Annotated in this window: 21 protein-coding genes; 12 read left to right on the top strand and 9 right to left on the bottom strand. The window is 56.9% G+C overall.

Annotated elements, in window-relative coordinates; all coding sequences use genetic code 11:
- The first annotated feature begins 4 nt into the window (after window positions 1–4).
- The 6 genes from gltB to ACR3EH_RS10515 all read left to right on the top strand — a co-directional run bounded on the left by gltB (window position 5) and on the right by ACR3EH_RS10515 (window position 10,337).
- Window positions 5–4,537 carry a glutamate synthase large subunit gene (gltB, locus tag ACR3EH_RS10540; protein WP_171184758.1) on the top strand — a complete coding sequence of 1,511 codons (4,533 nt, stop codon included), beginning with the start codon at window positions 5–7 and terminating at the stop codon, window positions 4,535–4,537.
- Window positions 4,538–4,739: 202 nt separating this feature from the next.
- Entirely contained in the window at window positions 4,740–5,654 is a 915-nt protein-coding gene (locus ACR3EH_RS10535) for a Hint domain-containing protein (protein ID WP_171184760.1), read from the top strand.
- 39 nt (window positions 5,655–5,693) lie between these two features.
- Entirely contained in the window at window positions 5,694–6,428 is a 735-nt protein-coding gene (gene mtgA, locus ACR3EH_RS10530; protein WP_171184762.1) for a monofunctional biosynthetic peptidoglycan transglycosylase, read from the top strand.
- A 58-nt stretch (window positions 6,429–6,486) separates the two neighbouring features.
- Window positions 6,487–7,152, top strand: a complete 666-nt coding sequence (fzlA, locus tag ACR3EH_RS10525) for an FtsZ-binding protein FzlA (RefSeq protein ID WP_171093340.1) — start codon at window positions 6,487–6,489, stop codon at window positions 7,150–7,152.
- Window positions 7,153–7,223: 71 nt separating this feature from the next.
- Window positions 7,224–8,261, top strand: coding sequence for a tRNA epoxyqueuosine(34) reductase QueG (gene queG, locus ACR3EH_RS10520; protein WP_171184764.1), 1,038 nt, complete (start codon window positions 7,224–7,226; stop codon window positions 8,259–8,261).
- Window positions 8,262–8,333: 72 nt separating this feature from the next.
- Window positions 8,334–10,337, top strand: a complete 2,004-nt coding sequence (locus ACR3EH_RS10515; protein ID WP_171184766.1) for a hydantoinase/oxoprolinase family protein — start codon at window positions 8,334–8,336, stop codon at window positions 10,335–10,337.
- A gap of 39 nt (window positions 10,338–10,376) precedes the next feature.
- On the opposite strand, the gene msrA is transcribed toward ACR3EH_RS10515, so the two are convergent.
- Window positions 10,377–10,889: a peptide-methionine (S)-S-oxide reductase MsrA gene (msrA, locus tag ACR3EH_RS10510; protein WP_171092693.1), complete on the bottom strand. Its 513-nt coding sequence runs from the start codon at window positions 10,887–10,889 to the stop codon at window positions 10,377–10,379.
- Window positions 10,889–11,335 carry a peptide-methionine (R)-S-oxide reductase MsrB gene (msrB, locus tag ACR3EH_RS10505; protein ID WP_171184768.1) on the bottom strand — a complete coding sequence of 149 codons (447 nt, stop codon included), beginning with the start codon at window positions 11,333–11,335 and terminating at the stop codon, window positions 10,889–10,891. Before msrB ends, msrA begins: the two co-directional genes overlap by 1 nt.
- Window positions 11,336–11,479: 144 nt before the next feature.
- On the opposite strand from msrB, the gene ACR3EH_RS10500 reads away from it, so the two are divergent.
- On the top strand, window positions 11,480–12,001 hold the full coding sequence (locus ACR3EH_RS10500; RefSeq protein WP_171648154.1) for a glutathione peroxidase: 522 nt from the start codon (window positions 11,480–11,482) through the stop codon (window positions 11,999–12,001).
- On the opposite strand, the gene ACR3EH_RS10495 is transcribed toward ACR3EH_RS10500, so the two are convergent.
- Entirely contained in the window at window positions 11,977–12,864 is an 888-nt protein-coding gene (locus ACR3EH_RS10495) for a DMT family transporter (protein WP_171184772.1), read from the bottom strand. The two genes, ACR3EH_RS10500 and ACR3EH_RS10495, sit on opposite strands and share 25 nt — an antisense overlap.
- Window positions 12,865–13,046: 182 nt before the next feature.
- Between ACR3EH_RS10495 and ACR3EH_RS10490 the strand changes: the two genes are divergently transcribed.
- Complete coding sequence (locus tag ACR3EH_RS10490) at window positions 13,047–14,243, top strand: BCCT family transporter (RefSeq protein WP_171093338.1); 1,197 nt, start codon at window positions 13,047–13,049, stop codon at window positions 14,241–14,243.
- A 115-nt stretch (window positions 14,244–14,358) separates the two neighbouring features.
- Window positions 14,359–14,592, top strand: a complete 234-nt coding sequence (locus tag ACR3EH_RS10485) for a hypothetical protein (protein ID WP_171092684.1) — start codon at window positions 14,359–14,361, stop codon at window positions 14,590–14,592.
- Window positions 14,593–14,649: 57 nt separating this feature from the next.
- On the opposite strand, the gene ACR3EH_RS10480 is transcribed toward ACR3EH_RS10485, so the two are convergent.
- The 4 genes from ACR3EH_RS10480 to ACR3EH_RS10465 form a co-directional block, all read right to left on the bottom strand.
- The gene (locus ACR3EH_RS10480; RefSeq protein ID WP_068347305.1) at window positions 14,650–14,937 is read right to left on the bottom strand and encodes an HU family DNA-binding protein; all 288 of its coding nucleotides are present in this window, start codon (window positions 14,935–14,937) and stop codon (window positions 14,650–14,652) included.
- Window positions 14,938–15,067: 130 nt separating this feature from the next.
- Window positions 15,068–16,531 carry an AMP nucleosidase gene (locus ACR3EH_RS10475; protein WP_171648152.1) on the bottom strand — a complete coding sequence of 488 codons (1,464 nt, stop codon included), beginning with the start codon at window positions 16,529–16,531 and terminating at the stop codon, window positions 15,068–15,070.
- Entirely contained in the window at window positions 16,528–18,330 is a 1,803-nt protein-coding gene (ade, locus tag ACR3EH_RS10470; RefSeq protein WP_171648150.1) for an adenine deaminase, read from the bottom strand. The genes ACR3EH_RS10475 and ade overlap by 4 nt, the downstream gene beginning before the upstream one ends.
- 164 nt (window positions 18,331–18,494) lie before the next feature.
- Window positions 18,495–19,364, bottom strand: a complete 870-nt coding sequence (locus ACR3EH_RS10465; RefSeq protein WP_171648148.1) for a LysR family transcriptional regulator — start codon at window positions 19,362–19,364, stop codon at window positions 18,495–18,497.
- Window positions 19,365–19,478: 114 nt separating this feature from the next.
- Between ACR3EH_RS10465 and ACR3EH_RS10460 the strand changes: the two genes are divergently transcribed.
- Complete coding sequence (locus ACR3EH_RS10460; protein ID WP_171184778.1) at window positions 19,479–20,234, top strand: class II aldolase and adducin N-terminal domain-containing protein; 756 nt, start codon at window positions 19,479–19,481, stop codon at window positions 20,232–20,234.
- Between the two features lie 23 nt (window positions 20,235–20,257).
- Entirely contained in the window at window positions 20,258–21,247 is a 990-nt protein-coding gene (locus ACR3EH_RS10455) for a sterol desaturase family protein (RefSeq protein WP_171675770.1), read from the top strand.
- Window positions 21,248–21,271: 24 nt separating this feature from the next.
- On the opposite strand, the gene ACR3EH_RS10450 is transcribed toward ACR3EH_RS10455, so the two are convergent.
- Window positions 21,272–21,904, bottom strand: a complete 633-nt coding sequence (locus ACR3EH_RS10450) for a class I SAM-dependent DNA methyltransferase (RefSeq protein WP_171184782.1) — start codon at window positions 21,902–21,904, stop codon at window positions 21,272–21,274.
- An 88-nt stretch (window positions 21,905–21,992) separates the two neighbouring features.
- Here ACR3EH_RS10450 and ACR3EH_RS10445 point away from each other — a divergent pair, with 88 nt between their 5' ends.
- Window positions 21,993–22,838, top strand: coding sequence for an SDR family oxidoreductase (locus tag ACR3EH_RS10445; protein WP_171184784.1), 846 nt, complete (start codon window positions 21,993–21,995; stop codon window positions 22,836–22,838).
- Between the two features lie 4 nt (window positions 22,839–22,842).
- On the opposite strand, the gene ACR3EH_RS10440 is transcribed toward ACR3EH_RS10445, so the two are convergent.
- Window positions 22,843–24,462, bottom strand: a complete 1,620-nt coding sequence (locus ACR3EH_RS10440; RefSeq protein ID WP_171184786.1) for a GMC family oxidoreductase — start codon at window positions 24,460–24,462, stop codon at window positions 22,843–22,845.
- Between the last annotated feature and the right edge of the window lie 96 nt (window positions 24,463–24,558).

The raw sequence follows: 24,558 nt of genomic DNA, 5'->3' as shown, positions 1-24,558 counted from the left end.
TCCAATGACCAAATATGATGCCGACTGGGTCCGAGCCGAGGAAGCCAAACGCGAATGGATGGCGGAAAACGGTCTCTATTCCAAGGAAGAAGAGCATTCATCGTGTGGTGTGGGTCTAGTTGTATCTGTAGATGGTAAGCCGTCACGCAAGGTGGTGGACGCGGGGATTGATGCACTAAAGGCGATTTGGCACCGTGGTGCTGTGGACGCTGACGGTAAAACCGGCGACGGCGCGGGTATTCACGTTCAGATCCCTGTTCCCTTCTTTTATGACCAAATTCGCCGTACGGGGCACGAACCCAAACTGGACGAGCTTATCGCTGTGGGCCAGGTATTCCTGCCGCGCACAGATTTTGGTGCACAGGAAAGCTGCCGGACCATCGTGGAAACCGAAGTTCTGCGCATGGGCTACTACATCTATGGCTGGCGTCACGTGCCGGTCGATGTGACTTGCCTGGGCGAAAAAGCCAATGCGACCCGCCCCGAGATCGAACAGATTCTGATCTCGAACTCCAAGGGTGTGGACGAAGAGACATTTGAGCGTGAGCTATACGTGATCCGGCGCCGCATCGAAAAAGCCGCGACTGCCGCGGGTATTTCAGGCCTTTATCTGGCGTCGTTGTCCTGCCGTTCGATCATCTACAAGGGCATGATGCTGGCCGAACAGGTCGCCGTGTTCTATCCCGACCTGATGGACGAGCGTTTTGAGTCCGCTTTTGCGATCTATCACCAGCGTTACTCCACCAATACGTTCCCGCAGTGGTGGCTGGCTCAACCCTTCCGAATGTTGGCCCATAACGGCGAGATCAACACGCTGAAAGGCAATATAAATTGGATGAAAAGCCATGAGATCCGCATGGCCAGCGGTTCTTTTGGTGATTACGCTGAAGACATCAAGCCGATCATCGCTGGCGGATCGTCGGATTCGGCCGCATTAGACTCGGTTTTCGAGGTTTTAGTGCGTGCGGGCCGATCTGCGCCCATGGCGAAAACCATGCTGGTCCCGGAAAGCTGGTCCAAACAGGCGGTAGAGCTGCCTCAGGCGTGGCGCGACATGTATTCCTACTGCAACTCGGTGATGGAGCCGTGGGATGGACCTGCTGCACTGGCGATGACCGATGGTCGTTGGGTCTGTGCCGGTCTGGATCGGAACGGTCTGCGCCCGATGCGCTATGTGGTTACCGGTGACGGGCTTGTCATTGCAGGGTCCGAGGCGGGAATGGTTCCGATCGACGAGGCAAGCGTCACTGAAAAAGGCGCGCTTGGCCCCGGTCAGATGCTGGCCGTGGACATGAAGAAAGGCAAGCTGTACCGCGACAGACAGATCAAGGACAAACTGGCACGTGCGTTGCCCTTTGGTGAGTGGGTTGGCAAGATCAACGATCTGGACGACACGTTGGCCGGTGTCAGCGAAGCCCCGATTTTTTCTGGCGAAGAGCTGCGTAAGCGTCAGATCGCTGCGGGGTATTCGGTCGAAGAGCTAGAGCAGATCCTTGCCCCGATGGCCGAGGATGGCAAAGAAGCACTTGCTTCAATGGGGGACGACACGCCCTCGGCTGTTTTGTCGAAACAGTACCGCCCGCTTAGCCATTTCTTCCGTCAGAACTTTAGTCAGGTGACCAACCCACCGATCGACAGTTTGCGCGAATACCGGGTGATGTCGCTGAAAACGCGCTTTGCCAACCTCAAGAACGTGTTGGATGAGGATAGCAGCCAGACCGAGATCATCGTTCTGGAAAGCCCCTTTGTTGGAAACGCGCAATGGGACAAGTTGGTCGAGAATTTTGACGCGCCCCTGGTTGAAATCGACTGTAGCTTTAAACCTGGCCGTGGTGCGCTGAGCGCCGCTTTGGCCCGTGTTAGAGCCGAATCAGAAGAAGCCGTGCGGTCCGGTGCAGGACATATCGTGTTGTCTGACATGAACACGGGCGAAGGCCGGATTGCGATGCCGATGATTTTGGCAACCAGTGCAATTCACTCACACCTGACCCGGCAAGGGCTGCGGACGTTCTGCTCTTTGAACGTGCGTTCCGCTGAATGTATCGACCCGCATTACTTTGCCGTACTGATCGGGTGCGGTGCGACCGTTGTTAATGCTTATCTGGCCGAAGACTCTCTGTCCGATCGCATTGATCGCGGTCTGTTGGACGGAACCCTGACCGAAAATGTCGCCCGTTATCGCGAAGCTATCGATCAGGGCCTGCTGAAGATTATGGCCAAGATGGGTATTTCGGTGATCTCGTCGTATCGTGGCGGGCTGAACTTTGAGGCCGTGGGCCTCAGCCGCGCCATGGTGGCCGAGTATTTCCCGGGCATGACCAGTCGGATTTCAGGTATCGGTGTGACGGGTATTCAAGCCAAGCTTGAAGACATCCACGCCAAGGCTTGGGAAAGCGGTCTGGATGTTCTGCCAATTGGTGGTTTCTACAAGGCGAGGAAATCGGGTGAAACCCACGCGTGGGAAGCGACCTCGATGCACATGATGCAAATGGCCTGTAACCGCGCTTCCTATGAGTTGTGGAAGCAGTATTCGGCCAAGATGCAATCGAACCCGCCGATCCACTTGCGTGACCTGATGGACTTTAAGCCCATGAGCAAACCAATCCCGATTGAAGAGGTCGAATCGATCACCTCGATCCGCAAGCGCTTTGTCACGCCGGGCATGTCTTTGGGTGCACTCAGCCCCGAGGCGCATAAGACGTTGAACGTGGCGATGAACCGGATTGGTGCGAAGTCTGATTCAGGCGAGGGTGGCGAAGATCCGGCGCATTTCGTGCCCGAGCCCAATGGCGACAACCCATCCGCCAAGATCAAACAGGTGGCTTCGGGCCGGTTTGGCGTAACCGCCGAATACCTGAACCAGTGCGAAGAGCTGGAGATCAAGGTGGCGCAAGGTGCCAAACCGGGTGAAGGTGGTCAGCTGCCGGGCATGAAGGTCACGGACCTGATCGCGCGTCTGCGCCATTCGACCAAGGGCGTGACGCTGATCTCACCGCCGCCGCACCACGATATCTACTCGATCGAGGATCTGGCGCAGTTGATCTATGACCTCAAGCAGATCAACCCGCGTTGCAAGGTGACAGTCAAGCTGGTTGCATCTTCGGGCGTTGGCACAATTGCTGCCGGTGTGGCCAAGGCAAAAGCCGATATTATCCTTATTTCGGGTCACAATGGCGGAACTGGTGCGTCACCTGCGACCTCGATCAAATACGCGGGCCTACCGTGGGAGATGGGCCTGACCGAGGCGCACCAGGTGTTGGCGATGAACAACCTGCGCGACCGCGTGACCTTGCGGACCGATGGTGGCCTGCGCACTGGACGTGACATTGTCATGGCTGCGATGATGGGGGCCGAAGAATACGGGATCGGCACTGCTGCGCTGATTGCGATGGGCTGTATCATGGTGCGTCAGTGCCAATCGAACACCTGTCCGGTTGGTGTGTGTACGCAAGACGAAAGCCTGCGCGCCAAGTTCACCGGAAATGCGGACAAGGTGGTGAACCTGATCACCTTCTACGCGCAGGAAGTGCGCGAGCTTTTGGCCAGCCTTGGTGCACGCTCGATGGATGAGATCATCGGCCGTGCTGACCTGCTGGCTCAGGTCAGCCGTGGGTCTGCACATCTGGATGATCTGGACCTGAACCCGTTGCTGATCACCGTCGATGGTGCACACAACATCGTCTACAACCGCGACAAGGATCGGAATGCAGTACCCGATACTCTGGACGCCGAAATCGTGCGCGACGCGGCGCGGTTCCTGAAGGACGGCGAGAAGATGCAACTGTCTTACGCGGTGCAGAACACGCATCGGACGGTGGGTACTCGTGTCTCCAGTCATATCGTTCAGAATTTTGGTATGCGGAATACGTTCCAGGACGACCACCTCCACGTGAAACTGCAAGGGTCAGCCGGTCAGTCGTTGGGTGCATTTGCCGCGCCGGGTCTGAAGCTGGAAGTTTCGGGCGATGCCAACGACTATGTCGGCAAGGGACTTTCGGGTGGCATGATCGTTGTACGCCCACCGCAGGTCAGCCCACTGAAAGCAGACGAGAACACCATCATCGGCAACACCGTTTTGTACGGTGCAACCGATGGCCATCTGTTTGCTGCCGGTCGAGCGGGCGAGCGGTTCGCCGTGCGCAACTCGGGCGCCAAGGTGGTGATCGAGGGCTGTGGCTCGAATGGCTGTGAATACATGACAGGTGGTGTTGCGGTGATCCTTGGCGACATCGGTGCCAATTTTGGTGCCGGCATGACAGGTGGCATGGCCTATCTGTATGATCCCGAAGGCAAAGCCCAAGCGCTGATGAACATGGAAACCCTTGTCACCTGCCCGGTTTCTGTCGCGCATTGGGAAGAACAGCTGAAGTCGCTGATCATACGCCACGCAGAAGAGACCTATAGCCGGAAAGCCGCAGACATCTTGCAACATTGGGACGTTGAAAAAGGCAACTTCCTTCAAGTTTGCCCCAAAGAGATGCTGAATAAGCTGAGCCATCCGCTGAGCATCGAAGCCACCGCAGTTCCAGCAGAATAAAGCCTGCTGCAAAGCTTTACCGGCTGAAAAGCACTAAAAAACAGGCCTCGCGTGTCATTTGCACCACGCGGGGCCTGGTTTGTTTACACTGTTTTTTCGGGATTCTTGCCTGTGCAACGGAATTTCGCCAATCTTCCCCGGAATTCGAGCGAAAACCATGGGCTGCTTCAGATGTCCCGTGGCGTAAACCGGGGGCAGCAGAATGCCAACAAATTATCGCGACCAATTTTATACCTTTGATCCGGCGAACCCTCCGCCTGTGGGAACGGCAATTGCGGTCGCCAGTATCGATTTCACGGACGTCAATGATGACAACGAAATCGATGCGCCCAGTGGTGATACTGTCAATGGGCAGGACGTCACATCATCATGGCCAGGGGATACGGTCACCATCAATGTGACCGGAGTTGGCAATGTCACCTATGTTGGAACCACGTTCTATCTGGCCGATGGGTCTCGGGTGTTCACCCCGACAGACGGTCAGGTTTTACAGCCAGGGACGTTGGTTTCGACAAGTTTCGTCAACACACAGGGACCGCTGGATGTTGGTACTCTGGGTCCGCCCTGTTTCACGCCGGGCACTATGATTGCAACCCCTGACGGGGACCGCGCGGTGGAAGACCTGAAAGCTGGTGATCTGGTCACGACACTGGACCATGGCCCTCAGCCCTTGATCTGGGTTGGGCGCACAAGGGTCGAGGCCAAAGGGAAACTGGCCCCAATCCGATTTGAGGCAGGCGTTTTCGATCTGGACTGTCCGCTTCTTGTCTCGCCGCAGCATAGAATGCTGATCGAGGATTGGCGCGCATCCTACTTGTTTGGACACGCCGAGGCGCTGATCGCGGCCCATGTTCTTGTCAACGGCGATACAGTGACCCGCGTTGAAGGCGGGGAGGTGGAATATGTTCACCTGCTGTTCAAGAGGCATGAAATCGTCATCGCCAATGGGGCAAAAAGTGAAAGCTATTATCCGGGTCATGCTTTGACGGCCGCGAACCGAGAGACCCAAAGCGAAGTGTTGCACCTGTTTCCTGAACTGGCCGGAGCGGACCCGATGTCGCTGGAAACGGCGCGCCCGGTCGTCCACCCGCGAGAGGCGCGCGCCTTGGGAATTTAGGCCGTTTCAAACCCCGGCGACGCGTCGTATAGCTGAGATATGGCGAAGAAAGCAGCCCGCAAATCAGGCGGAAAAAAAAGTAAGGCGACCAAACGGAAATCAACTGTGGCCCAAACGGTCCGTCGTTGGGCGACACGTGCCGCTTTGGCGATTGCCGGCCTCGTGGTCGCCTTGGTCTTGTTCTATTCGGTTGTAAACCCGCCGGTAACCCACACCATATGGTCCGAGTGGCGGCGGTTGGGCAAAGTTGAACGCGAGTGGGTTCCGATAGAAGAGATTTCCCCGATCATGGCCCGATCGGTCGTCGCGGCGGAAGATGCGAATTTCTGCCAGCACTGGGGATTCGATGTTGAAGCCATACGTGACGCATTGGAAGGCGGCGGCAATCGCGGTGCGTCGACCATCACGCAGCAGGTGGTAAAGAACGTGTTTCTCTGGCAAGGGCGCAGCTGGGTGAGGAAGGCGATGGAAACCTCAATCACCCCGGTGGTTGAGATCTTCTGGAGCAAGCAGCGTATTCTCGAGGTCTATCTGAACGTTGCAGAAACCGGTAACGGCGTGTTTGGCGTTGAAGCAGCGGCACAGCGCTATTTCAACCGAAGTGCTGCGCAATTGACTTCTGTTCAGGCGGCCCGGATTGCTGCCATTCTGCCATCACCTCGCAATCGTTCGGTCACAGACCCAAGTGTGCGCACGCGTCGGCGCGCGGCTTCGATTCTGGACGGGGCGGCCACCATCCGCGCAGATGGTCGCGCAGATTGTTTCGAGGATTGAAACCAGCCGCGGTCAAAGGCTAAATCAGTCGGGTATTCACTGGTTCGATTGGAAGCCCATGGCGCGTCTGTTTCACGTTCCCCTCTCTCCGTATTGCCGAAAGGTCCGATTGTCTTTGGCCGAGAAGAAGATCGAAGTTGAATTGGTCGAGGAGCGATATTGGGAACAGGATCCGGACTTTCTGCGCCGAAATCCGGCGGGAAAAGTGCCGGTGTTGCGTCTGGATGGGCAAATCATGTCGGAAAGTGCGGCGATCTGCGAATATATCGAAGAAACCCGCCCCGAACCGCCCTTGATGCCGAAAAACCCCGAAGCCCGGTTTGAAGTTCGTCGCCTTGTGGGATGGTTTGACGACAAGTTCCATCACGAAGTGACATCGAAGCTTTTATATGAGCGGGTGAACAAGAAGGTGACCGGTCAGGGATACCCGGACAGTAAAAATGTCAAACAGGGTGCCAAGGCGATCAAGTATCATCTGGACTATATGGCCTGGCTGCTGGATCACCGCCGATGGCTGGCCGGGGATCAAATGACTTTGGCCGATTTCGCGGCGGCGGCACATTTGTCGGCGTTGGATTATATCTCGGACGTAGACTGGAACCGCAGCCAGGTGGTCAAAGATTGGTACGCGAAGATCAAGTCGCGCCCGGCGTTTCGGTCCATTCTGGCGGATCAGGTGCCAGGGTTTCGGCCGCCGCCTCATTACGCCGATCTGGATTTCTGATAGGTTCAGCAGGGGGCTGTCTGCCCCCATCGCGCCGCGGGCGCGATTCCCCCGAAGGTATTTTTGGCCAGATGAAGAGCGGATCAGATCTGAAGGAAAAGCTGGTGCAACAGGCCCTGACAGAGGGGTTTGTGTCGTGCCGTGTGTGCCGTCCATGGGATGTTCCGCAAGTGCCTGAGCGCCTTGGGGCGTTTTTGGAGGCCGGGTATCACGGACAGATGGGGTGGATGGCTGAGCGGGTGCATTGGCGCGGTGATCCCGCCGCCCTGTGGCCTGAGGCGCGGTCTGTGATCATGTTGGCTGAAAGCTACACGCCAGAGCATAACCCGACAGAGGTTCTGAACCATCCGGATCGCGGCGCTATTTCCGTTTATGCACAGAACAAGGATTACCATGATCTGGTCAAGAAACGCCTCAAGCGATTGGCGCGATGGCTGATTGCTGAAGCGGGGGGCGAAGTGAAGGTTTTTGTCGACACCGCTCCGGTTCCGGAAAAAGCCTTGGGGCATGCTGCTGGCCTTGGTTGGCAGGGTAAGCATACCAACCTTGTAGGTCGTGAATGGGGGAATTGGGCTTTTATAGGCTCTGTTTTTACCACAATTGAGCTGCCGTCGGATGCGCCGGAAGTAGATCACTGTGGTTCGTGTCGCGCCTGTCTGGACAGCTGCCCGACCGATGCGTTTCCGGCCCCGTATCAATTGGATGCACGGCGGTGCATTTCGTACCTGACCATTGAGCACAAGGGTCCAGTGGAGCCCGAGTTGCGCAATAAGATGGGCAATCGGATCTATGGTTGCGATGACTGCTTGGCGGCTTGTCCCTGGAACAAGTTTGCTGTCGCCGCCAGCGATATACGCTATGCCGCCCGGGCTGATCTGAAAGCACCGTCGCTGGCAGAGCTGGCGGCGCTAGATGATGCGGCCTTTCGTGCGAAGTTCTCTGGTTCGCCCATCAAGCGCATCGGGCGGGATCGGTTCGTCCGGAATGTGCTTTACGCCATTGGAAACTCGGGGCAGTCAAACTTGAGGCCGGTTGCACAGGTGTTGACAAGCGACCCGGATGAAACCGTGGCCGACGCGGCGCGCTGGGCGGTGGAACAGCTGTCATAAATGCCGCAAACAGGCTGGACGCGTCGCGCATAACCGCTACACCCATTCGCAGCGAAAAGTAAGGAGGACCCGATGACTCTGTCTTTGGGGGTGGATACGGGCGGAACCTATACCGATGCGGTGTTGATCCGGGATGAGAAAGAGGTGATCGCCTCGGCCAAGTCGCTGACCACGCGTGCGGATTTGGCCATCGGTGTGGGCAAGGCGATCTCTGTCGTGTTGGAAGACGCGCAGGTCTCGCCGGATCAGATCGCGATGGCGTCTTTGTCCACGACACTGGCCACAAATGCTTTGGTTGAAGGGCAGGGTGGGCGTGTCGCGCTGATCTATATCGGGTTCAAGACGAGTGATCTTGTAAAGCATGGTCTGAAGAACGCGCTGAAAGATGACCCGGCGCTTGTGATTGCGGGTGGTCATACACATTCCGGCAGCGAGGCTGCGCCGCTGGATACTGCCGGTTTGGAGCAGTTTTTAGACACTCACAAAGGGATTTCTGGCTTTGCGATTGCGGCCCAGTTCGCAACCCGAAACCCAGCGCATGAGCTGGAAGCGGCGCGGATCGTATCTGAAAGGACCGGTGCGCCGGTGACATGTTCGCATCATTTGTCGGCCAAGTTGAACGGGCCGAAACGTGCTGTGACGGCGGTACTGAATGCGCGATTGATCGGAATGATCGACCGCTTGATCGGACGCGCGCAAGATCAATTGCGCGTTCTGGGAATCTCGGCCCCGATGATGGTGGTTCGCGGCGATGGAGCTTTGATGAGCGCCGAACAGGCGCGGCAGCGCCCGATTGAGACCATCCTGAGTGGTCCGGCGGCTTCGATTGTCGGCGCGCGCTGGCTGACCGGGGCTGACAATGCGCTGGTGTCGGATGTCGGAGGCACCACAACTGATGTAGCGCTGATCCGGGACGGCAAGCCAGCTATTGATCCGGGCGGCGCGCAAGTCGGTGGATTTCGAACCATGGTCGAGGCTGTGGCGATGCGCACACATGGTTTGGGTGGGGACAGCCAGGTTCATGTTGTGACCGAAGGGTTGCAGGGCGGCGTGTTTCTGGGCCCCCGGCGCGTTTTGCCTGTGTCATTGATCGCAGCGGAAGCGCCTGAGGTTGTGCACGCCATTCTGGACGAACAATTGCGGGCGACCACGGTGGGCGAGCACGACACCCGATTTGTACGACGCGTGCCGGGTGTGCATGCGGATGGTGTCGGCGCTCGGGAAGAGATGTTGTTGGAACGTCTGGGCGATCAGGTTCTTCCGCTTGGCGCACTGCTGCGGTCGCGGATGGAGAATGGCGCAATGAATCGCTTGGTCGACCGCGGGATCATTCAGGTCTCGGGCGTGACGCCGTCGGACGCGAGTCATGTATTAGGCCGCGTCGATGCTTGGGATTCTGAAGCTGCACGCAAGGCCTTGGAACTGGTGGCCCGGAAACGGGTCGGATCCGGGGACATGCTGGCAAATTCGCCAGAGGCATTGGCGCAGATGATCGTGGATCAATTGACGGAACAGACCAGTTTGACCTTGTTAGAGGCTGCTTTTGATGAAGAGCAGGATGATTTCGGATTGTCACCCCAGGAATTGGCGCGGCATGTGTTGACGCAGCGTGGGTTGGCGCAACATCGTGGGTTGTTGTCGTTAAATGCCGCGTTGAACGTGGATGTGGTGGGCCTTGGAGCGTCAGCCCCCAGCTATTACCCCGCAGTGGGCGAGCGGTTGCATTGTCGCATGATCCTGCCCGAGCACGCTGGCGTAGCGAATGCGATCGGCGCGGTTGTTGGAAGACTGACATTGCGGCGGTCTGGTACGGTCACGTCACCGACCGAAGGGCGGTATCGTGTGCATCTTGAGGACGGGCCACAGGATTTTTCTGCATCGGATGAAGCGCTGGCGTTGTTGGAACGGGTTTTGAAATTCGAAGCCGAGAGTGCAGTCAGAGAAGCCGGCGCGGAAGATATCCGGGTGATCGTGGATCGCGATATCAAAACGGCGCGGGTCGAGGCCAAGGATGTTTTTGTCGAAGCCATGATTACGGTCGAGGCAAGCGGGCGACCAAGGGTGGCGACAGGCTAGCCCCCCTGAAGAGTTCAGAGGGGCCGGGCAGGTGGTGCTTTATTCTGCGGCGCTGGCGCGTTTAGGAAGGACCCAATCCGGGCGCGGGAAGTGGCAGGTATAGCCGTTCGGAATGCGCTCCAGATAATCCTGATGCTCTGGCTCGGCCTCCCAGAAATCTCCGACAGGTTCAACTTCGGTCACGACCTTGCCGGGCCACAGGCCACTGGCGTTCACGTCAGCGATGGTATCGACCGCAACCTGCTGCTGAGCGTCGTCCACATAATAGATTGCCGAGCGATAGCTCATGCCGCGATCGTTGCCTTGACGGTTAATCGTAGTCGGATCGTGGATTTGGAAAAAGAACTCCAACAGGTCGCGATAGCTGATCTGCGACGGATCAAACCAGATCTCGATCCCTTCGGCGTGGGTACCGTGGTTGCGATAGGTCGCGTTGGGCACATCGCCGCCGGTGTAACCGACGCGGGTGCGTGAAACGCCCGGCATTTTGCGGATCAGGTCCTGCATGCCCCAAAAGCAGCCTCCGGCCAGTACAGCGCGTTGTTCGGTCATCAGATGTCCTCCACATGAATCAGATATTCGCCATATCCTTCGGCTTCCATTTCATCGCGATGGACGAACCGAAGAGAGGCGGAGTTGATGCAATAGCGTAGCCCGCCATGTTCGCGTGGACCGTCGGGGAAGACATGCCCCAGATGGCTGTCGCCGTGTTTCGAGCGGACCTCGGTCCGGATCATACCATGCGTTGTATCGCGAAACTCTTCTACATGTTCATGGATGATCGGCTTGGTAAAACTGGGCCAGCCGCACCCGGATTCGTATTTGTGGGTCGAGGCGAAAAGCGGCTCACCTGATACGATGTCCACATAGATCCCCGGTTCCTTGTTGTTCAGGTATTTTCCGGTGCCTGGACGTTCAGTCCCACTGCGTTGAGTGACGTGAAACTCTTCGGGCGAAAGCGCAGCGATGGCCGTGGGGTCTTTGGTATAGCGGGTCATGGATCCTCCGGCTGGTAAAGTATTGTGCCATAATTTGGGGACTGCAGAGGGGAAAGCAAAGCGATATTTCAACCGGCTCTCGTAGTCGTGCAAGTGATCTGACTGCTGACGAACCGCGTATCAGATTTAAAGGGAGGACAAGACATGTTCAGATTGCTGCTTTTGACTGCCCTGATCTTACTGGGACGTGCCGTTCAGGCCGCGCCGGTGACCGGTGAGTTCGCCTCGATCGACGGGGGAACATTGGCCATTGAAGATTGGCGTGGCCAACCGGTACTGGTGGTCAATACCGCGTCACACTGTGGCTTCACCGGGCAATATGAGGCCCTACAAAAGGTATTTGACGCCTATTCCGACAAAGGGTTGGTCGTTCTCGCGGTCCCCTCAGATTCGTTCAATCAGGAACTTGGGTCCGCCGAAGAGGTAAAACAGTTCTGCGAGATGAACTATGGGCTGACGTTGCCGATGACAGATATTACGCCGGTTAAGGGAAAAGACGCCCACCCGTTTTACAAAGCCGTCGCCGCCCAGACTGGGTTCACGCCCAAGTGGAACTTTAACAAGATCCTGATCGATCCAGCGGGCGAAGTGGTTGCGACCTATGGTTCGAACGTCAAACCCGATTCTCGCAAGCTGTTGTCTCAGGTCGAAGCTTTGCTGCCCTGAGCGGGTTGCCGCGAGAGTTGGACGGCAAGAATGCCAAGTGTTGTGACGCCCACGCCAACGGCATCCATGGCTCCTAACTTTTCGCCCAGCAGGATCGCCGCGATTGTGACCCCGAATACAGGGTTGAGGAAATGAAATGTTGCCGCCCTGACGGCACCAATGCGGTCCAGCAGCAAGAACCAAATCAGCGTCGCGAGCAGCCCGGGGAACAAAGTGGTATAAGTGAACGCCAGCGCCAGTGGCAGAGTCGGGTGGATATAAATGGTTTCAAAGATAGGTGCTGCGACAAACAAGGCCGCTGAGCCAACCAACATTTGAAGCCCCACCACCATCATAAAGTTCCCACCAGACGTCGCGCCGCGAACCGCGAGCGTGGCAAATGTCAACGCTAGGGCTCCGATACCGCAAAGTGCGACCCCGAACATATCGACACCCGCACTGACCCGACTGCTCATGATCAGCGCAACACCTGCGAAACCTGCGAACAAACCAAGTATGCCAAGCGGGCGTAACCTCTCCTTGAAAATCAACCACCCTGCCAGCGCCACCAACAAGGGCATTGTGGATGCGATAATGGCGGCGACCGAGGCTTCTACCGTTTGCATGGCATAGAAGTTTAGACCCAAATAAAGGGCATTTTGGCAAATTCCGAACAGGATCGTTGCGCGCCACTGGTTCCGGGTCAGGTGCCAGCTTTGGCCCATCGCCCTTGCAATCATCACGCCCAGAACACCGGAGATCAGAAACCGCAAGGCCAGCGAAAACAAAGGTGAGGCATCTGCAACGATAATACGCGCCGAGGTAAAGGCAGACGACCAGATCAGAGCAAATGTAAGCCCCATGGCTATGGCGCGCAGATCCATGGAGACCCCCTGTCATGTTGGGCGGACTGTTCCCGATTTTCCCACTCGCTGCAAGTTGCCTGCGCCAAAAAAGACACGCAGGTAACATGCGGTGTGATTTGTGCATGTTTTTATTGATTGATCAGCCAATAAACTATAACGGCGTGACGATCTGACCAAACAAGGGAGGTTTGTCAGTGCTTCTGGAGTACATACTATCTTTTGGCGTCCTGCTGGCATTGGGCCTGGTCGCTTTCTTCGTCGTGAAATGGTGGAACCTGCGTTGCGTTGGTGTGACACCGGTTCATCTGTTCACGTTCATCGCGATCCTGTTCACATCCGGTCTGGATGTCGGCCTGATCATGTTCCCGCTGACCGAATTCGGCGGCTATGCCGAAGACCCTGCTTATGCATTCGCCAATCCGCTGGCGATCGAGTTTGGGTTCTGGGGCTTTCTGATCTGGGCGTTCTACTTCCTGACAGCCTTCTATTTCTGCGTCATCGAGCCGCGCGTGAAGTTCTTTGAAATCCCACTGGTCAAGCTGATCAACAACGTGGTCATCATTGGCACCTGCGCTTTCACCGCCAGCCTGTTCCTGATCTATCTGCCCGGCTACCTGCCCGAGGTCGGAGACGGCGAATCGGTCGTAACCACGTTCTACATCATTGTATTTGTGGTCATCCTGGCGGCGGCCTATTCGTCGACTGACCTGAAATACGTACGCATCCTGTCGGTGGGTTCGACCTTCCTGTTCCTGGCTTTGATCATCGGTATGTGGGCCGCAGCAGGCATGGGCGTAACCGGGTTTGTGGAAACCGGCAGCAATATTGGTGCCTATTTCGCCAACCTGCACAAGTTTGTCCTGCCGCTGACCGACTATCACGCCTTTTACCTGTTCTGGTGGTTCGCTTGGTCGATCATGATCGGTCAGTTCACCTCGCGCTTTGTGGGCGGTCTGACCACGTGGCAATTGCTGGCGGCACTGTTGATCTTTCCGTCCATCCCGCTGGGTATCTGGTTCACGGTTCTGTACTATTACCACCTCAACGGCATCAGCACCGCTGGTATCACCAACATCGCGATGGTGATCGTTGGCGTAACCTTTGTGATCAACTCGCTCGACTCGCTGATCCGCCTCTACACAGACAACCTGAACATGACGGTTGAGCGGTTCGGTAAGGCCCCATATGTGGCGGGCAACGTCGTGCTGCTGTTCGTCCTGACTTTGCTTTTCCAAAGCCAGTGGCTTCAAATCCAGTGGATCGGCGCGGTGGTTGTTGGTCTGTATCTGGCCTGCGTGGTCTATATCCTGATCACAAAGCGCAAAGAGGTGTTGAGCATCGATGCGATGCCTGAAGGCCGCGATCTGGACTTCCATAAGGTTGAGACGGTTCACTAATCGTCGATCAAATCACTGATCTGAGGGGCACCCCAAAGGTGCCCCTTTTTCGTTGCATCTTGGCGACCATCAGGTTTGCCCTATGTTTCACCGGGAAAGACGAAAGGTGTGCAGAGTGCTGGAAGAAAAACGCAAAGATCTTGACTCAGAGAAACAGAAGAAAATTCTGATGCGTCTGGTCGAAGCACTTAGCCAACTTGATCCTGATCTGTATTACAGACCGACTAGTGACATTGCCTTGCATCTGGAAAAGTATATTCGCGGTGACGCGAAGCTGACGTCTGACGAACGGTCGCTGATGGAGCGGTTGAGCCGCCGTGACCTGGAGGTCTTGCTGAGCTTGCATTGAGGCCAAAGAAAAAGGGCCCCCAATTGGCGGCCCTTGATCATGTCGAAAAAACGGAACTTAGCCGTTCACGCTGTCCTTCAGCGCTTTCGCGATGGTCATTTTCACAACCTTGTCGGCTTCTTTGGTGAAGGTTTCACCAGTGGCCGGGTTGCGGACCTGACGCTCGGGGCGCTCGCGGCAGTAGATTTTGCCGACGCCGGGCAGCGTCACTGCGCCACCGGCAGAAACTTCGCGGGTGATCAGGCCGGTGATGGCCTCCAGCGCCGCGTTCGCGGATTTCTTGTCGGTTCCCATTTCCTCAGCGAGAGCAGCAACCAGCTGAGTCTTAGTCATAGGCTTTGCCATTTCTTGGTCTCCTTAACGTGCCCGATCTATAGGGCCTCACCGCGTAACTGTAACGGGATATTGTGGGCGAACACAACGAATAGTAGCGCTGAAACCCCTAAAAATATGGGGAAAACGTTGCTTTTTTGCGTCAGAGGAAGGCTGTTTCGTCAAAGGAACGCAATTTCCGGCTGTGTAACCGCTCAAGCGGCATGCCGCGCAAGTGCTCCATCGCCTTGATACCGATGGCCAGATGACGGCTGACCTGAGTGGTATAGAAGGACGATGCCATACCTGGCAATTTCAGTTCACCGTGCAACGGCTTGTCCGAAACGCACAGCAAAGTGCCGTAGGGTACGCGGAAGCGATAGCCGTTTGCAGCAATGGTCGCGCTCTCCATATCCAGCGCAATTGCACGCGATTGGCTGAGACGCTGGACCGGGCCGGTTTGATCACGCAATTCCCAGTTGCGGTTATCGACCGAGGCCACAGTTCCTGTCCGCATGATCCGTTTCAGCTCATACCCTTCCAACTCAGTTACCTCAGCCACGGCGCGTTCCAGCGCCACCTGAACCTCGGCCAACGGAGGAATCGGAACCCAGACAGGCAAATCGTCGTCCAGAACCTTGTCGTCACGCAGATAGGCATGGGCCAGTACAAAGTCGCCCAAGGCTTGCGTGTTACGCAACCCGGCGCAATGGCCAACCATCAACCAGGCATGAGGGCGCAGAACGGCGATATGGTCTGTTGCGGTTTTTGCGTTGGACGGGCCAACGCCGATATTAACCAGAGTGATCCCCGAACCGTCTTCCCGCTTGAGGTGATAGGTCGGCATCTGCGGCAGTTTCAGCGGTCGTTCGATCGCTGCCTCTGGGTCTGTGATCTCTGCATTTCCGGTTGAGACAAAGCTGGTATAACCGCTGGCGGGATCTGCCAATTGCTCGCGGGCGTAGTTTTCGAACTCTGAGACATAGAACTGGTAGTTCGTGAACAGCACATGATTTTGGAAATGGCTTGCATCGGTCGCCGTGTAATGCGCCAGACGGGCCAGCGAATAATCCACGCGTTGGGCGGTAAACAGCGACAAGGGACCGACGACGTCCTCGTGATCGTGTACACCGTTGACGATGTCGTCGTTGGTGGTGCTCAGATCCGGCACGTCAAACACATCGCGCAGTGTAAACGCGGCCGCGCCCTGATGGGGCACAACCAGATCAGAGTTGTTCGCCACTGCGAAATGCACCGGGATTGGTGTGTCCGAGGCTGAAATTGTAACCGGCTGGCCGTGATTCTTGATCAACAAAGCGATCTGTTGGGTTAAGTAAGACCGGAACAGATCGGGCCGTGTCACGGTGGTGGCATGGACACCGGGTTCAGAAACGTGGCCAAAGCTCAGGCGGCTGTCGACCTGCGCGTATGTGGACGTTCGGATGCGAATTTCCGGGTAATAGGCTCTGTATCGTGCGGATGGGGCACCTTCCTGCATCGCCTTGGAAAAGCTTTCGCACAGGAATTCCGTGGCTTGTGTGTAAAGCTCTTCCAGACGAGCAACGGCGGCTGCCGGATCGGTGAATTGCTCTGGCGCTTGTGATTCAGGGGTCAGAAGTGTCGTCATGCCGAAGGTTCCAAAAGGTCGATTTTTTCAAAGGTGCGTACGTCCACCAGCCCGAGGTCCGAGATTCGAAGCTCTGGAATCACGACCAGCGCCAGTAGTGAGTGCTGCATATACGCGTTGTTCAGATGACAACCGCAGTCCTGCATGGCTTGCACCATCCTATCGGCTTTGGCTGCGACCTCGGCGGCGGGGCTGTCGGACATCAGGCCAGCGATGGGTAACTCCACCAAAGCCAGTTCCTGCCCGTCACGGAACAGAGTGATGCCACCACCCACTTCGGCCAGACGGTTGGCGGCCAAGGCCATCTGTTCCCGGTCCGTGCCGACAACAATCATATGATGACTGTCATGCGCCACGGTCGAGGCCATGGCCATCTTGACCTGATAGCCGAAACCCGAGACAAATGCGTTGGTCACACCACCTGTCGCGCGGTGCCGCTCGACCAAAGCGATCTGGCAGACATCACCTTCGCCCTCGACCAGCCCACCTATGATCGGCAGTTCAGATTTCAACGCTTTGGTCGGGGCCTGGTTTTCCACCACACCGATAACATTAGCCTGCACCCGGTTCGCCCCGTCCGGGGCCTTGATCTCAAAATCGGTCGCGCTCAGATCGTGCCCCAAGTGAACGGTGTTACGTGCCTTTTCGGGCCAGTTCAAATGCGGGCAATCCACCGCAATCTTACCGTTTTCCGCAACCACTTTCCCACGGGCGATCACTGTTTCGATCGGCAAGCTCGTCAGGTCCGAGCTGAGAAGGATGTCTGCCCTGCGCCCCGGTGTCACAGACCCGATTTCACGTTCCAGCCCGAAATGTGTGGCTGTATTGATCGTTGCCATTTGCAGCGCGATCAAAGGGTCACATCCACAGGCAATGGCGTGGCGCACGACACGGTTCATATGCCCGTCATTGACCAACGTGCCCGAGTGGCAATCGTCGGTGCACAGAATGAAGTTACGCGGATCCAGCCCTTTCTCGGTCACGGCGGTGATCTGACTTTCGACATCATACCAGGCTGATCCCAAACGCATCATCGACCGCATTCCCTGCCGCACCCGGGCAATGGCGTCGGCTTCGCAGGTGCCTTCGTGATCATCCGCTGGTCCACCGGCCACATAGGCTGCAAAATCAGACCCTAAATCGGGCGAAGCGTAATGTCCGCCCACGGTTTTACCCGCCCGTTGCGTGGCTGCAATCTCGGCCAGCATTTTGGGGTCGCCATGGATCACGCCGGGAAAATTCATCATTTCACCCAGCCCGATGATACCGGGCCAGTTCATGGCTTCCGTCACATCTTCGGGCGTGATTTCATAACCGGTCGTTTCCAGCCCCGGCGCAGATGGCGCGCAGGACGGCATCTGGGTGAAGATATTGACCGGCTGCATCATGGCTTCGTCATGCATCATGCGCACACCGTCCAGACCAAGCACGTTAGCGATCTCATGCGGATCGGTGAACATGCTGGTCGTACCGTGCGGGATGACCGCGCGTGCGAATTCGGCAGGGGTGAGCATACCAGATTCGATGTGCATATGCGCGTCGCACAGGCCGGGCAGAATATAGCTGCCACGCGCTTCGATGATCTGTGTTTCCGGGCCTATGCAGTGCGAGGCGTCGGGCCCGACAAAAGCAATCCGCCCGGCTGCAATCGCAACCGAATGATCCGGCAACAGTTCGCGTGTATGTACGTTTACCCAGATTCCGCCCTGAATTACGGTGTCGGCGGCGTCGCGTCCGGCGGCAACTGCGATCAATTTGGGGGCGACGTCGGGCCAGCTGGGGAAGGGTGTGTATTCCATGGCTCAACTTTCACGAATGCGCCAGCGGGTGCAACCCCGGTTCTGCGCTGTCACAAACAGATCATAAATTCCTGCTTGTCCTGCATCCACTTGCAGCGCGCCCATGCCGCCCGGCCATTGGACAGGTGCGCAGTGACCTTGGGCAAAGGCGAAAGCTTGCCGGGTTACGTGGCTGGCGCAATCTCGCGCCGAATCCAATTCGCAAAGGCCACAGCTCCGGGCGTGTCCTCGGCCTGCGGGGACAACAGCAGATAATATGCCTCGGGCATCGGCGCGCGATGTTCAAACGGCGCGACAAGCTGCCCGCGTTCGATCAGGTGGTGTGCAATGGCGTCATGCGCAAGGCACAGGCCCCCGCCCGCCATGGCTGCAGAAAGGCAAACCAGATAGGTTGTTGCATAGGTAATCGATGGGTTTCCCCATGTTAGACCCTGTTCTTCTGCCCAGCTTGACCAATTGGACAGCAGATTGGAGCAATCGAACAATGGCTTTTCCTGAAGATCGTCCAGACTCACCTGATACCCTGGGGCACAGACCGGATAATAGTGTTCAGTGCGCAGCATCTCGGTCCGGGTGGTGTCCGATGGGCGCAACGAGAAACGAATCTCAACCGCAGCGCCTTCGGCCATCTCTCGCGGTTCCCAGAGTTCGGTGAAGATATTTAACTGTACATCAGGATGCTCGGCCTGAAACATCGGCAGGCGCGGGGCCAGCCAATTGACGGCAAAGCTGATGTTGCATTGCACCTGAACAGCGTTTGGCTGCGCACCGGTGACAGCCTGTGTGCCGCGCATAAGCGTCCGAAACGCTTCTCGGACTACTGGCAAATAGGTGATTCCGGCCTCGGTCAGTTCTAACGCTTTGGGGCGGCGCAAGAATAAAGGCTGCCCCAGATGGCCTTCCAACGATTTTATCTGCTGACTGACAGCGCTTTGCGTCATGTTCAGATCCCGCGCTGCGCCGGTGAAAGACAGATGCCGTGCTGCGGCCTCAAACGTGCGCAGCCAGCCCAGCGGAGGCAGTTTGTTCTGCATCGACATAACCCCGGCATAAGTTCAGCTAATGGGATAGCTTTGTTTTTTTCGTTGGTCAAACGCGCAAGTCAAATGCAGGCTTTATCCAAGGTCAACCGCAACAGGAGCCGCCGCATGAGTGTTACCAACCTTCGCCCCAATATCGATCACTGGTCCGAGCGTGTGGATATGGCTGCCGCGTTCCGCTGGACCGCGCGGCTGAACATGCACGAGGCCGTCGCCAACCATTTCAGCCTTGCAGTGAACGAGGACGGTACGCAGTTCCTGATGAATCCCAATCAGGCGCATTTCTCGCGCATTCGCGCGTCAGACTTGTTGTTGTTGGATGCCAACGATCCTGACGTGATGTCCCAACCCGGCGCGCCGGACCCCACCGCATGGGGGTTGCATGGGTCAATTCATCGCCACTGTCCGCATGCGCGTTGCGTCATGCACGTGCATTCGATCTTTGCGACAGTTCTGGCTTCGTTGGCCGACAGCACCTTGCCGCCGATCGATCAGAACACGGCAACCTTCTACAATCGCTATGTGATTGATCAAGAGTTCGGCGGGCTAGCCTTCGAAAGCGAAGGCGAACGCTGTGCCGGGATGCTGACGGACCCAAAGAAAAAGGTCATGATCATGGGCAATCATGGCGTGCTGATCATCGGCAGCGATCCCGCAGATACGTTCAACCGGCTGTATTACTTTGAACGCGCGGCCGAGACGTATATCCGCGCATTGCAAACGGGCCTGCCCCTGCGTGTGCTTTCGGATGAGATTGCCGAGAAAACTGCACAAGAACTGGACGACTACCCCGACCAGGCCGAAGCCCACCTGCGTGAGATCAAGGCGATTCTCGACGCAGAGGAATCAGACTACGCAACCTGACTGCACATCCTAAAGAGAGCATCATGACGGATATCGCCCCGGATCCCGAAACCGCCCGCTGGCACTATCACCCCGAAGGCCCCGTGGGTCTGAACCCTTTGTTCAGCTGGCCACCGCGCCCCGCGGCTGTTCTGAAATGGTACAGCGGCGCGTGGCTGCAAATCACGTCCCTGACCTTGTGCATGGTCCTGGCGGTAATTGCCTATTCCTTCTTTTTCCCTGCATTAGAGACAATGCAGAGCTTTGCGCCCGGCTGGATGTTTCGGATCTGGCTGTTGAACATGGTGCCGCAAATCCTGGTGGCTGGGGGGCTGCATTGGTGGCTTTACATGCGCAAAGGGCAGGGCATGTATAAGAAGTTCGACCGGCGGGATCTGACGCGGAACAACGGAACGTTTACCTTCCGCAATCAGGTTTGGGACAATATCTGGTGGACGCTGGGCAGCGCCATGACAGTGGCCACCGTTTATCAGTGGATCATCTACTGGGCCATGGCCAATGGCTGGGCGCCGACGATCACCTGGGCTGAAGCTCCGGTTTGGTTCGTATTGTGGATGATGTTCATTCCGATGTGGTCCGGCCTGCACTTTTACTGGGTGCACCGGCTAGAGCATCACCCAAAGCTATACAAACACGTCCACGCCGTGCATCACCGCAATGTCAATATCGGGCCCTGGTCTGGGATTTCGAACCACTGGTATGAAAACCTGCTTTATTTCACCACCTACTTCATCCACCTGATTGTGCCGTCTCATCCGCTGCATCTGCTGTTTCACAGTTCATTCCAGCAGATCAGCCCGGTTCTGTCCCATTCAGGGTTCGAAAAATTGAAAGCTGGCGAGACCGAGGCCGCGCGAGCTGGGGATTTCTTCCACCAGCTTCACCACAGGTATTTCGAGTGCAACTACGGCACGTCCGAAATCCCGTTCGACAAGTGGTTCGGCACCTACCACGATGGCTCGGCTGAGGCGACGACGCGTACGCGCGCGTACAAAAAGCAGATGTACACCTGATGGTTTCGGTCTGATTACCTCAGTTTAAACCCGCTCAAACAAAGCAATGAACGCCGTGTCGTCTTTGTTGGGGCCAGCAGCAAGATCGCCATAAATACGAACTTTGGGCAGTGTCAGATTTCGAATCTGACCCTGTTCCAATTGACGCAGTTTTTCTGCGAAGCCCAGTTTTTCGAAATGACGGGCATTGATCGAAAGAGCGAACTGCGCACCAGGCCGTGCGACACGCAAAAGCGCGGGAAAGACCTCGGGGCCGAGATGGCCGTGGGTGAAGGTCCCGGATGAGACGATGCCGGAATAGCTTTCACGCGGTACCGGAATGCCCTGGGTCAAGTCTGCTTCGATCGCGTCGCGGTAGATATCCTTGCGCATGGCCTGATCCAGCATTTCCGCGCTGATATCGGTCGCATCAATAGGCCCAACGCCGAGCCCGGACAACACTGCGCCGCAAAGACCTGTGCCCGCGCCGACATCCAGAACCGGGCCCTGACCGCCTGCACCCACGAATGCGCGTGCGGTGTGGGTGTGAAGCTGGTAATCCTCGCGCGCGGCGAAGCCATCATCATAATCCCCGGCCCACTCCGCATAGAGGCGCTTGTGTTCATTTGGGGAGTTCAGCGCATAGGCCGAATGCAAATCGGGTTTCTTGTCGCTCATACCCAACAGAAAGCCGCATCCAAAGATTCGATTCAAGTGCGTCCATGCAGCGCTTGCATCCCTTTGCACTGAGGCCCATCAAAGGGGCATGACTCAGACGCTTTTCTCATTTGGCCATGGTTATTCCGCACAGGCCCTGTCCCGACATATTGCTCCGAAAGGCTGGCGCATTTTTGGCACCACACGTGACAACGAAGGCATGGCAGCCATCCGAGACTCGGGTGCCGAGCCGTTGGTCTGGCCTGGACAGGAACCGACTCTGGATGGGGTGACGCATCTGCTGATTTCGACCGCCCCGAATGCAGAAGGCGATCCGGTTTTGGCGGCGCTGGGTGAGGAAATTGCCCGCCGCGCGGCTCAATTCACATGGGTTGGGTATTTGTCGACAACTGCCGTTTATGGTGATCATCAAGGCGGATGGGTTGACGAAGACACGCCTCCGGCTCCGACCGCCAAACGCGGCAAATGGCGCATGCTGGCCGAGCAGCAATGGTCATCTATTCCCGGCCTGCCGGTACATATCTTCCGGCTGGCTGGCATCTATGGCCCGGGCCGAGGCCCCTTTTCCAAGCTTAAACGCGGTGGGTTGCGGCGTATCATCAAGCCGGGGCAGGTGTTTTCGCGCATTCACGTGGAAGACATCGCGCAAATCCTCGACGCCTCGATGACCAACCCCAACCCGGGTCGCGTCTACAATGTATGTGACGATGAACCCGTACCGCCCCAGGACGTCATCGGTTACGCTGCTGAGTTACAAGGTCTTCCCCTTCCGCCGGCGGTATCCTTTGAAGAAGCCGACCTGACGCCAATGGCGCGCAGCTTCTATAATGAGAACAAGCGTGTGCGGAACAGTCGGATCAAGGACGAGTTGGGCGTGAGATTGATCTACCCCAACTACAGGGTCGGGTTAGACGCTTTGATGAAAGGCCAATAGCACTTTAACACGCTGCTGCCTTGATCATGTCCGCCGCTTTTTCCGCAATCATGATGGTTGGCGCGTTTGTATTGCCAGACACAAGTGTTGGCATGACCGACGCGTCGACTACGCGCAGCCCTTCTATGCCATGTACGCGCAGTTCGGGATCCACCACCGCCATCGGGTCCTGCCCCATTTTGCAGGTGCCGACCGGGTGATAAATTGTATCGGCGCGGGCGCGGATGTGCTTTTCCCAATCCGCGTCAGATTGGGCTGTGTCTGTTCCGAACATCTCTTTGTGTCGGTATTTCGCCAAAGCGGGCGCTTCGAGGATGTCCCGTGTCATACGCGCCCCTTTGATCATGGTCTCAATATCCCTGTCGTCTGACAGAAAGGCCGGGTCGATGTTGGGTGTGTCCATCGGGTCAGCACTGCGCAGCCCAACTGTTCCGCGGCTGTCCGGGCGCAACTTGCAGATATGGCAACCATATCCGTATCCGTAGTGCAGTTTGCGAGCGTGATCATCGACCATTGCGATAGTGAAATGCAGCTGAATATCCGGGCGCTCGAGATCTGGACTGGTTTTCAGAAAAGCCGCGCCTTCGGCAAACGGGGTGGCAGCCATGGATACACCTGTCTTGCGCCACCTGTGAATATGTCCAAGCAGTCGGGCGGCCCCCACAGGTCCTATGCCGAACGTGTTTGTGTCTTTGCTGCGGTACGTGAGAATGAAGTCCAGATGGTCCTGCAGGTTTTGTCCAACGCCCGGCAACTCATGACGTATGGCGATTCCGTGCGGTTTCAGATCAGCTTCCGCACCTATGCCGGATAGCTGTAACAGTTGCGGCGACTTCAACGCACCGGCGCACAGCAAGACTTCGCGCGTGGCTGTCACAGTGAAATCTGCGCCTTTGCCTTTTTTCTGATAGGTCACTCCGCTGGCACGTCTTCCTTCGAACGTCAGTTCTTTGACATGGGCATGTGTGACGACGGTCAGGTTGGGGCGGCTCAGTGCTGGAAACAGATACGCCGCCGCCGCAGAGCAACGCTCGCCATTCTTTGCCGGATCGTGAAACTGCGTGACCTGATAAAGCCCGACGCCTTCATTATCACCGCGATTGAAATCGTCTGTGCTGTGGTGTTGCAATTGCTCAGCGGCTTCAACAAAGGCGCGGGTTACAGGGCGCGGTTCTTTTTGGTGCGAGACATGCAGAGGTCCGCTATCGCCATGCATGTCATCTGCGCCTTGCTCGTTATTCTCAGCGCGTTTAAAATAAGGCAATACGCTGGTCCAATCCCACCCATCGCACCCCAGGTCCGCCCATCCATCATAGTCTTGTCGTTGCCCCCGGATATAAAGCATCGCATTGATCGCACTTGAACCGCCCAGGGCCTTACCACGTGGTTGATAGCCCCTGCGTCCATTCAAACCGGGCTGCGGAACGGTCTCGAAGGCCCAGTTGTTAATTCGAGGACGCCCCGGCAAAGCTGCAACAACAGCGGACGGTACCCTGACAACCATGCCATCGCCGCGACCTCCAGCCTCAAGCACACACACGCGTATGCTGGGATCTTCGCTGAGGCGATGTGCCAGTACAGATCCCGCAGAACCTCCGCCAACGATGACATAGTCGAATTGCAATACTGTGCTCCCAACTTCTTTCAGCAGTGGCCGCTGGGTCTTTGGCGTCCTGATCTAGCGGTTTGGGGAACACTGCGGGATTTTAGTAAAAAAACA

The organism is Ruegeria sp. BG7, assembly GCF_056535685.1.
Note: the sequence above shows the minus strand (reverse complement) of the source record. Positions and strands in the feature narration are given on the sequence as shown.

Coding starts and splice junctions, on each gene's coding strand:
- gltB (WP_171184758.1), top strand. CDS start 5: ATGACCAAATATGATGCCGACTGGGTCCGAGCCGAGGAAGCCAAACGC.
- ACR3EH_RS10535 (WP_171184760.1), top strand. CDS start 4,740: ATGCCAACAAATTATCGCGACCAATTTTATACCTTTGATCCGGCGAAC.
- mtgA (WP_171184762.1), top strand. CDS start 5,694: ATGGCGAAGAAAGCAGCCCGCAAATCAGGCGGAAAAAAAAGTAAGGCG.
- fzlA (WP_171093340.1), top strand. CDS start 6,487: ATGGCGCGTCTGTTTCACGTTCCCCTCTCTCCGTATTGCCGAAAGGTC.
- queG (WP_171184764.1), top strand. CDS start 7,224: ATGAAGAGCGGATCAGATCTGAAGGAAAAGCTGGTGCAACAGGCCCTG.
- ACR3EH_RS10515 (WP_171184766.1), top strand. CDS start 8,334: ATGACTCTGTCTTTGGGGGTGGATACGGGCGGAACCTATACCGATGCG.
- msrA (WP_171092693.1), bottom strand. CDS start 10,889: ATGACCGAACAACGCGCTGTACTGGCCGGAGGCTGCTTTTGGGGCATG.
- msrB (WP_171184768.1), bottom strand. CDS start 11,335: ATGACCCGCTATACCAAAGACCCCACGGCCATCGCTGCGCTTTCGCCC.
- ACR3EH_RS10500 (WP_171648154.1), top strand. CDS start 11,480: ATGTTCAGATTGCTGCTTTTGACTGCCCTGATCTTACTGGGACGTGCC.
- ACR3EH_RS10495 (WP_171184772.1), bottom strand. CDS start 12,864: ATGGATCTGCGCGCCATAGCCATGGGGCTTACATTTGCTCTGATCTGG.
- ACR3EH_RS10480 (WP_068347305.1), bottom strand. CDS start 14,937: ATGGCAAAGCCTATGACTAAGACTCAGCTGGTTGCTGCTCTCGCTGAG.
- ACR3EH_RS10475 (WP_171648152.1), bottom strand. CDS start 16,531: ATGACGACACTTCTGACCCCTGAATCACAAGCGCCAGAGCAATTCACC.
- ade (WP_171648150.1), bottom strand. CDS start 18,330: ATGGAATACACACCCTTCCCCAGCTGGCCCGACGTCGCCCCCAAATTG.
- ACR3EH_RS10465 (WP_171648148.1), bottom strand. CDS start 19,364: ATGCAGAACAAACTGCCTCCGCTGGGCTGGCTGCGCACGTTTGAGGCC.
- ACR3EH_RS10460 (WP_171184778.1), top strand. CDS start 19,479: ATGAGTGTTACCAACCTTCGCCCCAATATCGATCACTGGTCCGAGCGT.
- ACR3EH_RS10455 (WP_171675770.1), top strand. CDS start 20,258: ATGACGGATATCGCCCCGGATCCCGAAACCGCCCGCTGGCACTATCAC.
- ACR3EH_RS10450 (WP_171184782.1), bottom strand. CDS start 21,904: ATGAGCGACAAGAAACCCGATTTGCATTCGGCCTATGCGCTGAACTCC.
- ACR3EH_RS10445 (WP_171184784.1), top strand. CDS start 21,993: ATGACTCAGACGCTTTTCTCATTTGGCCATGGTTATTCCGCACAGGCC.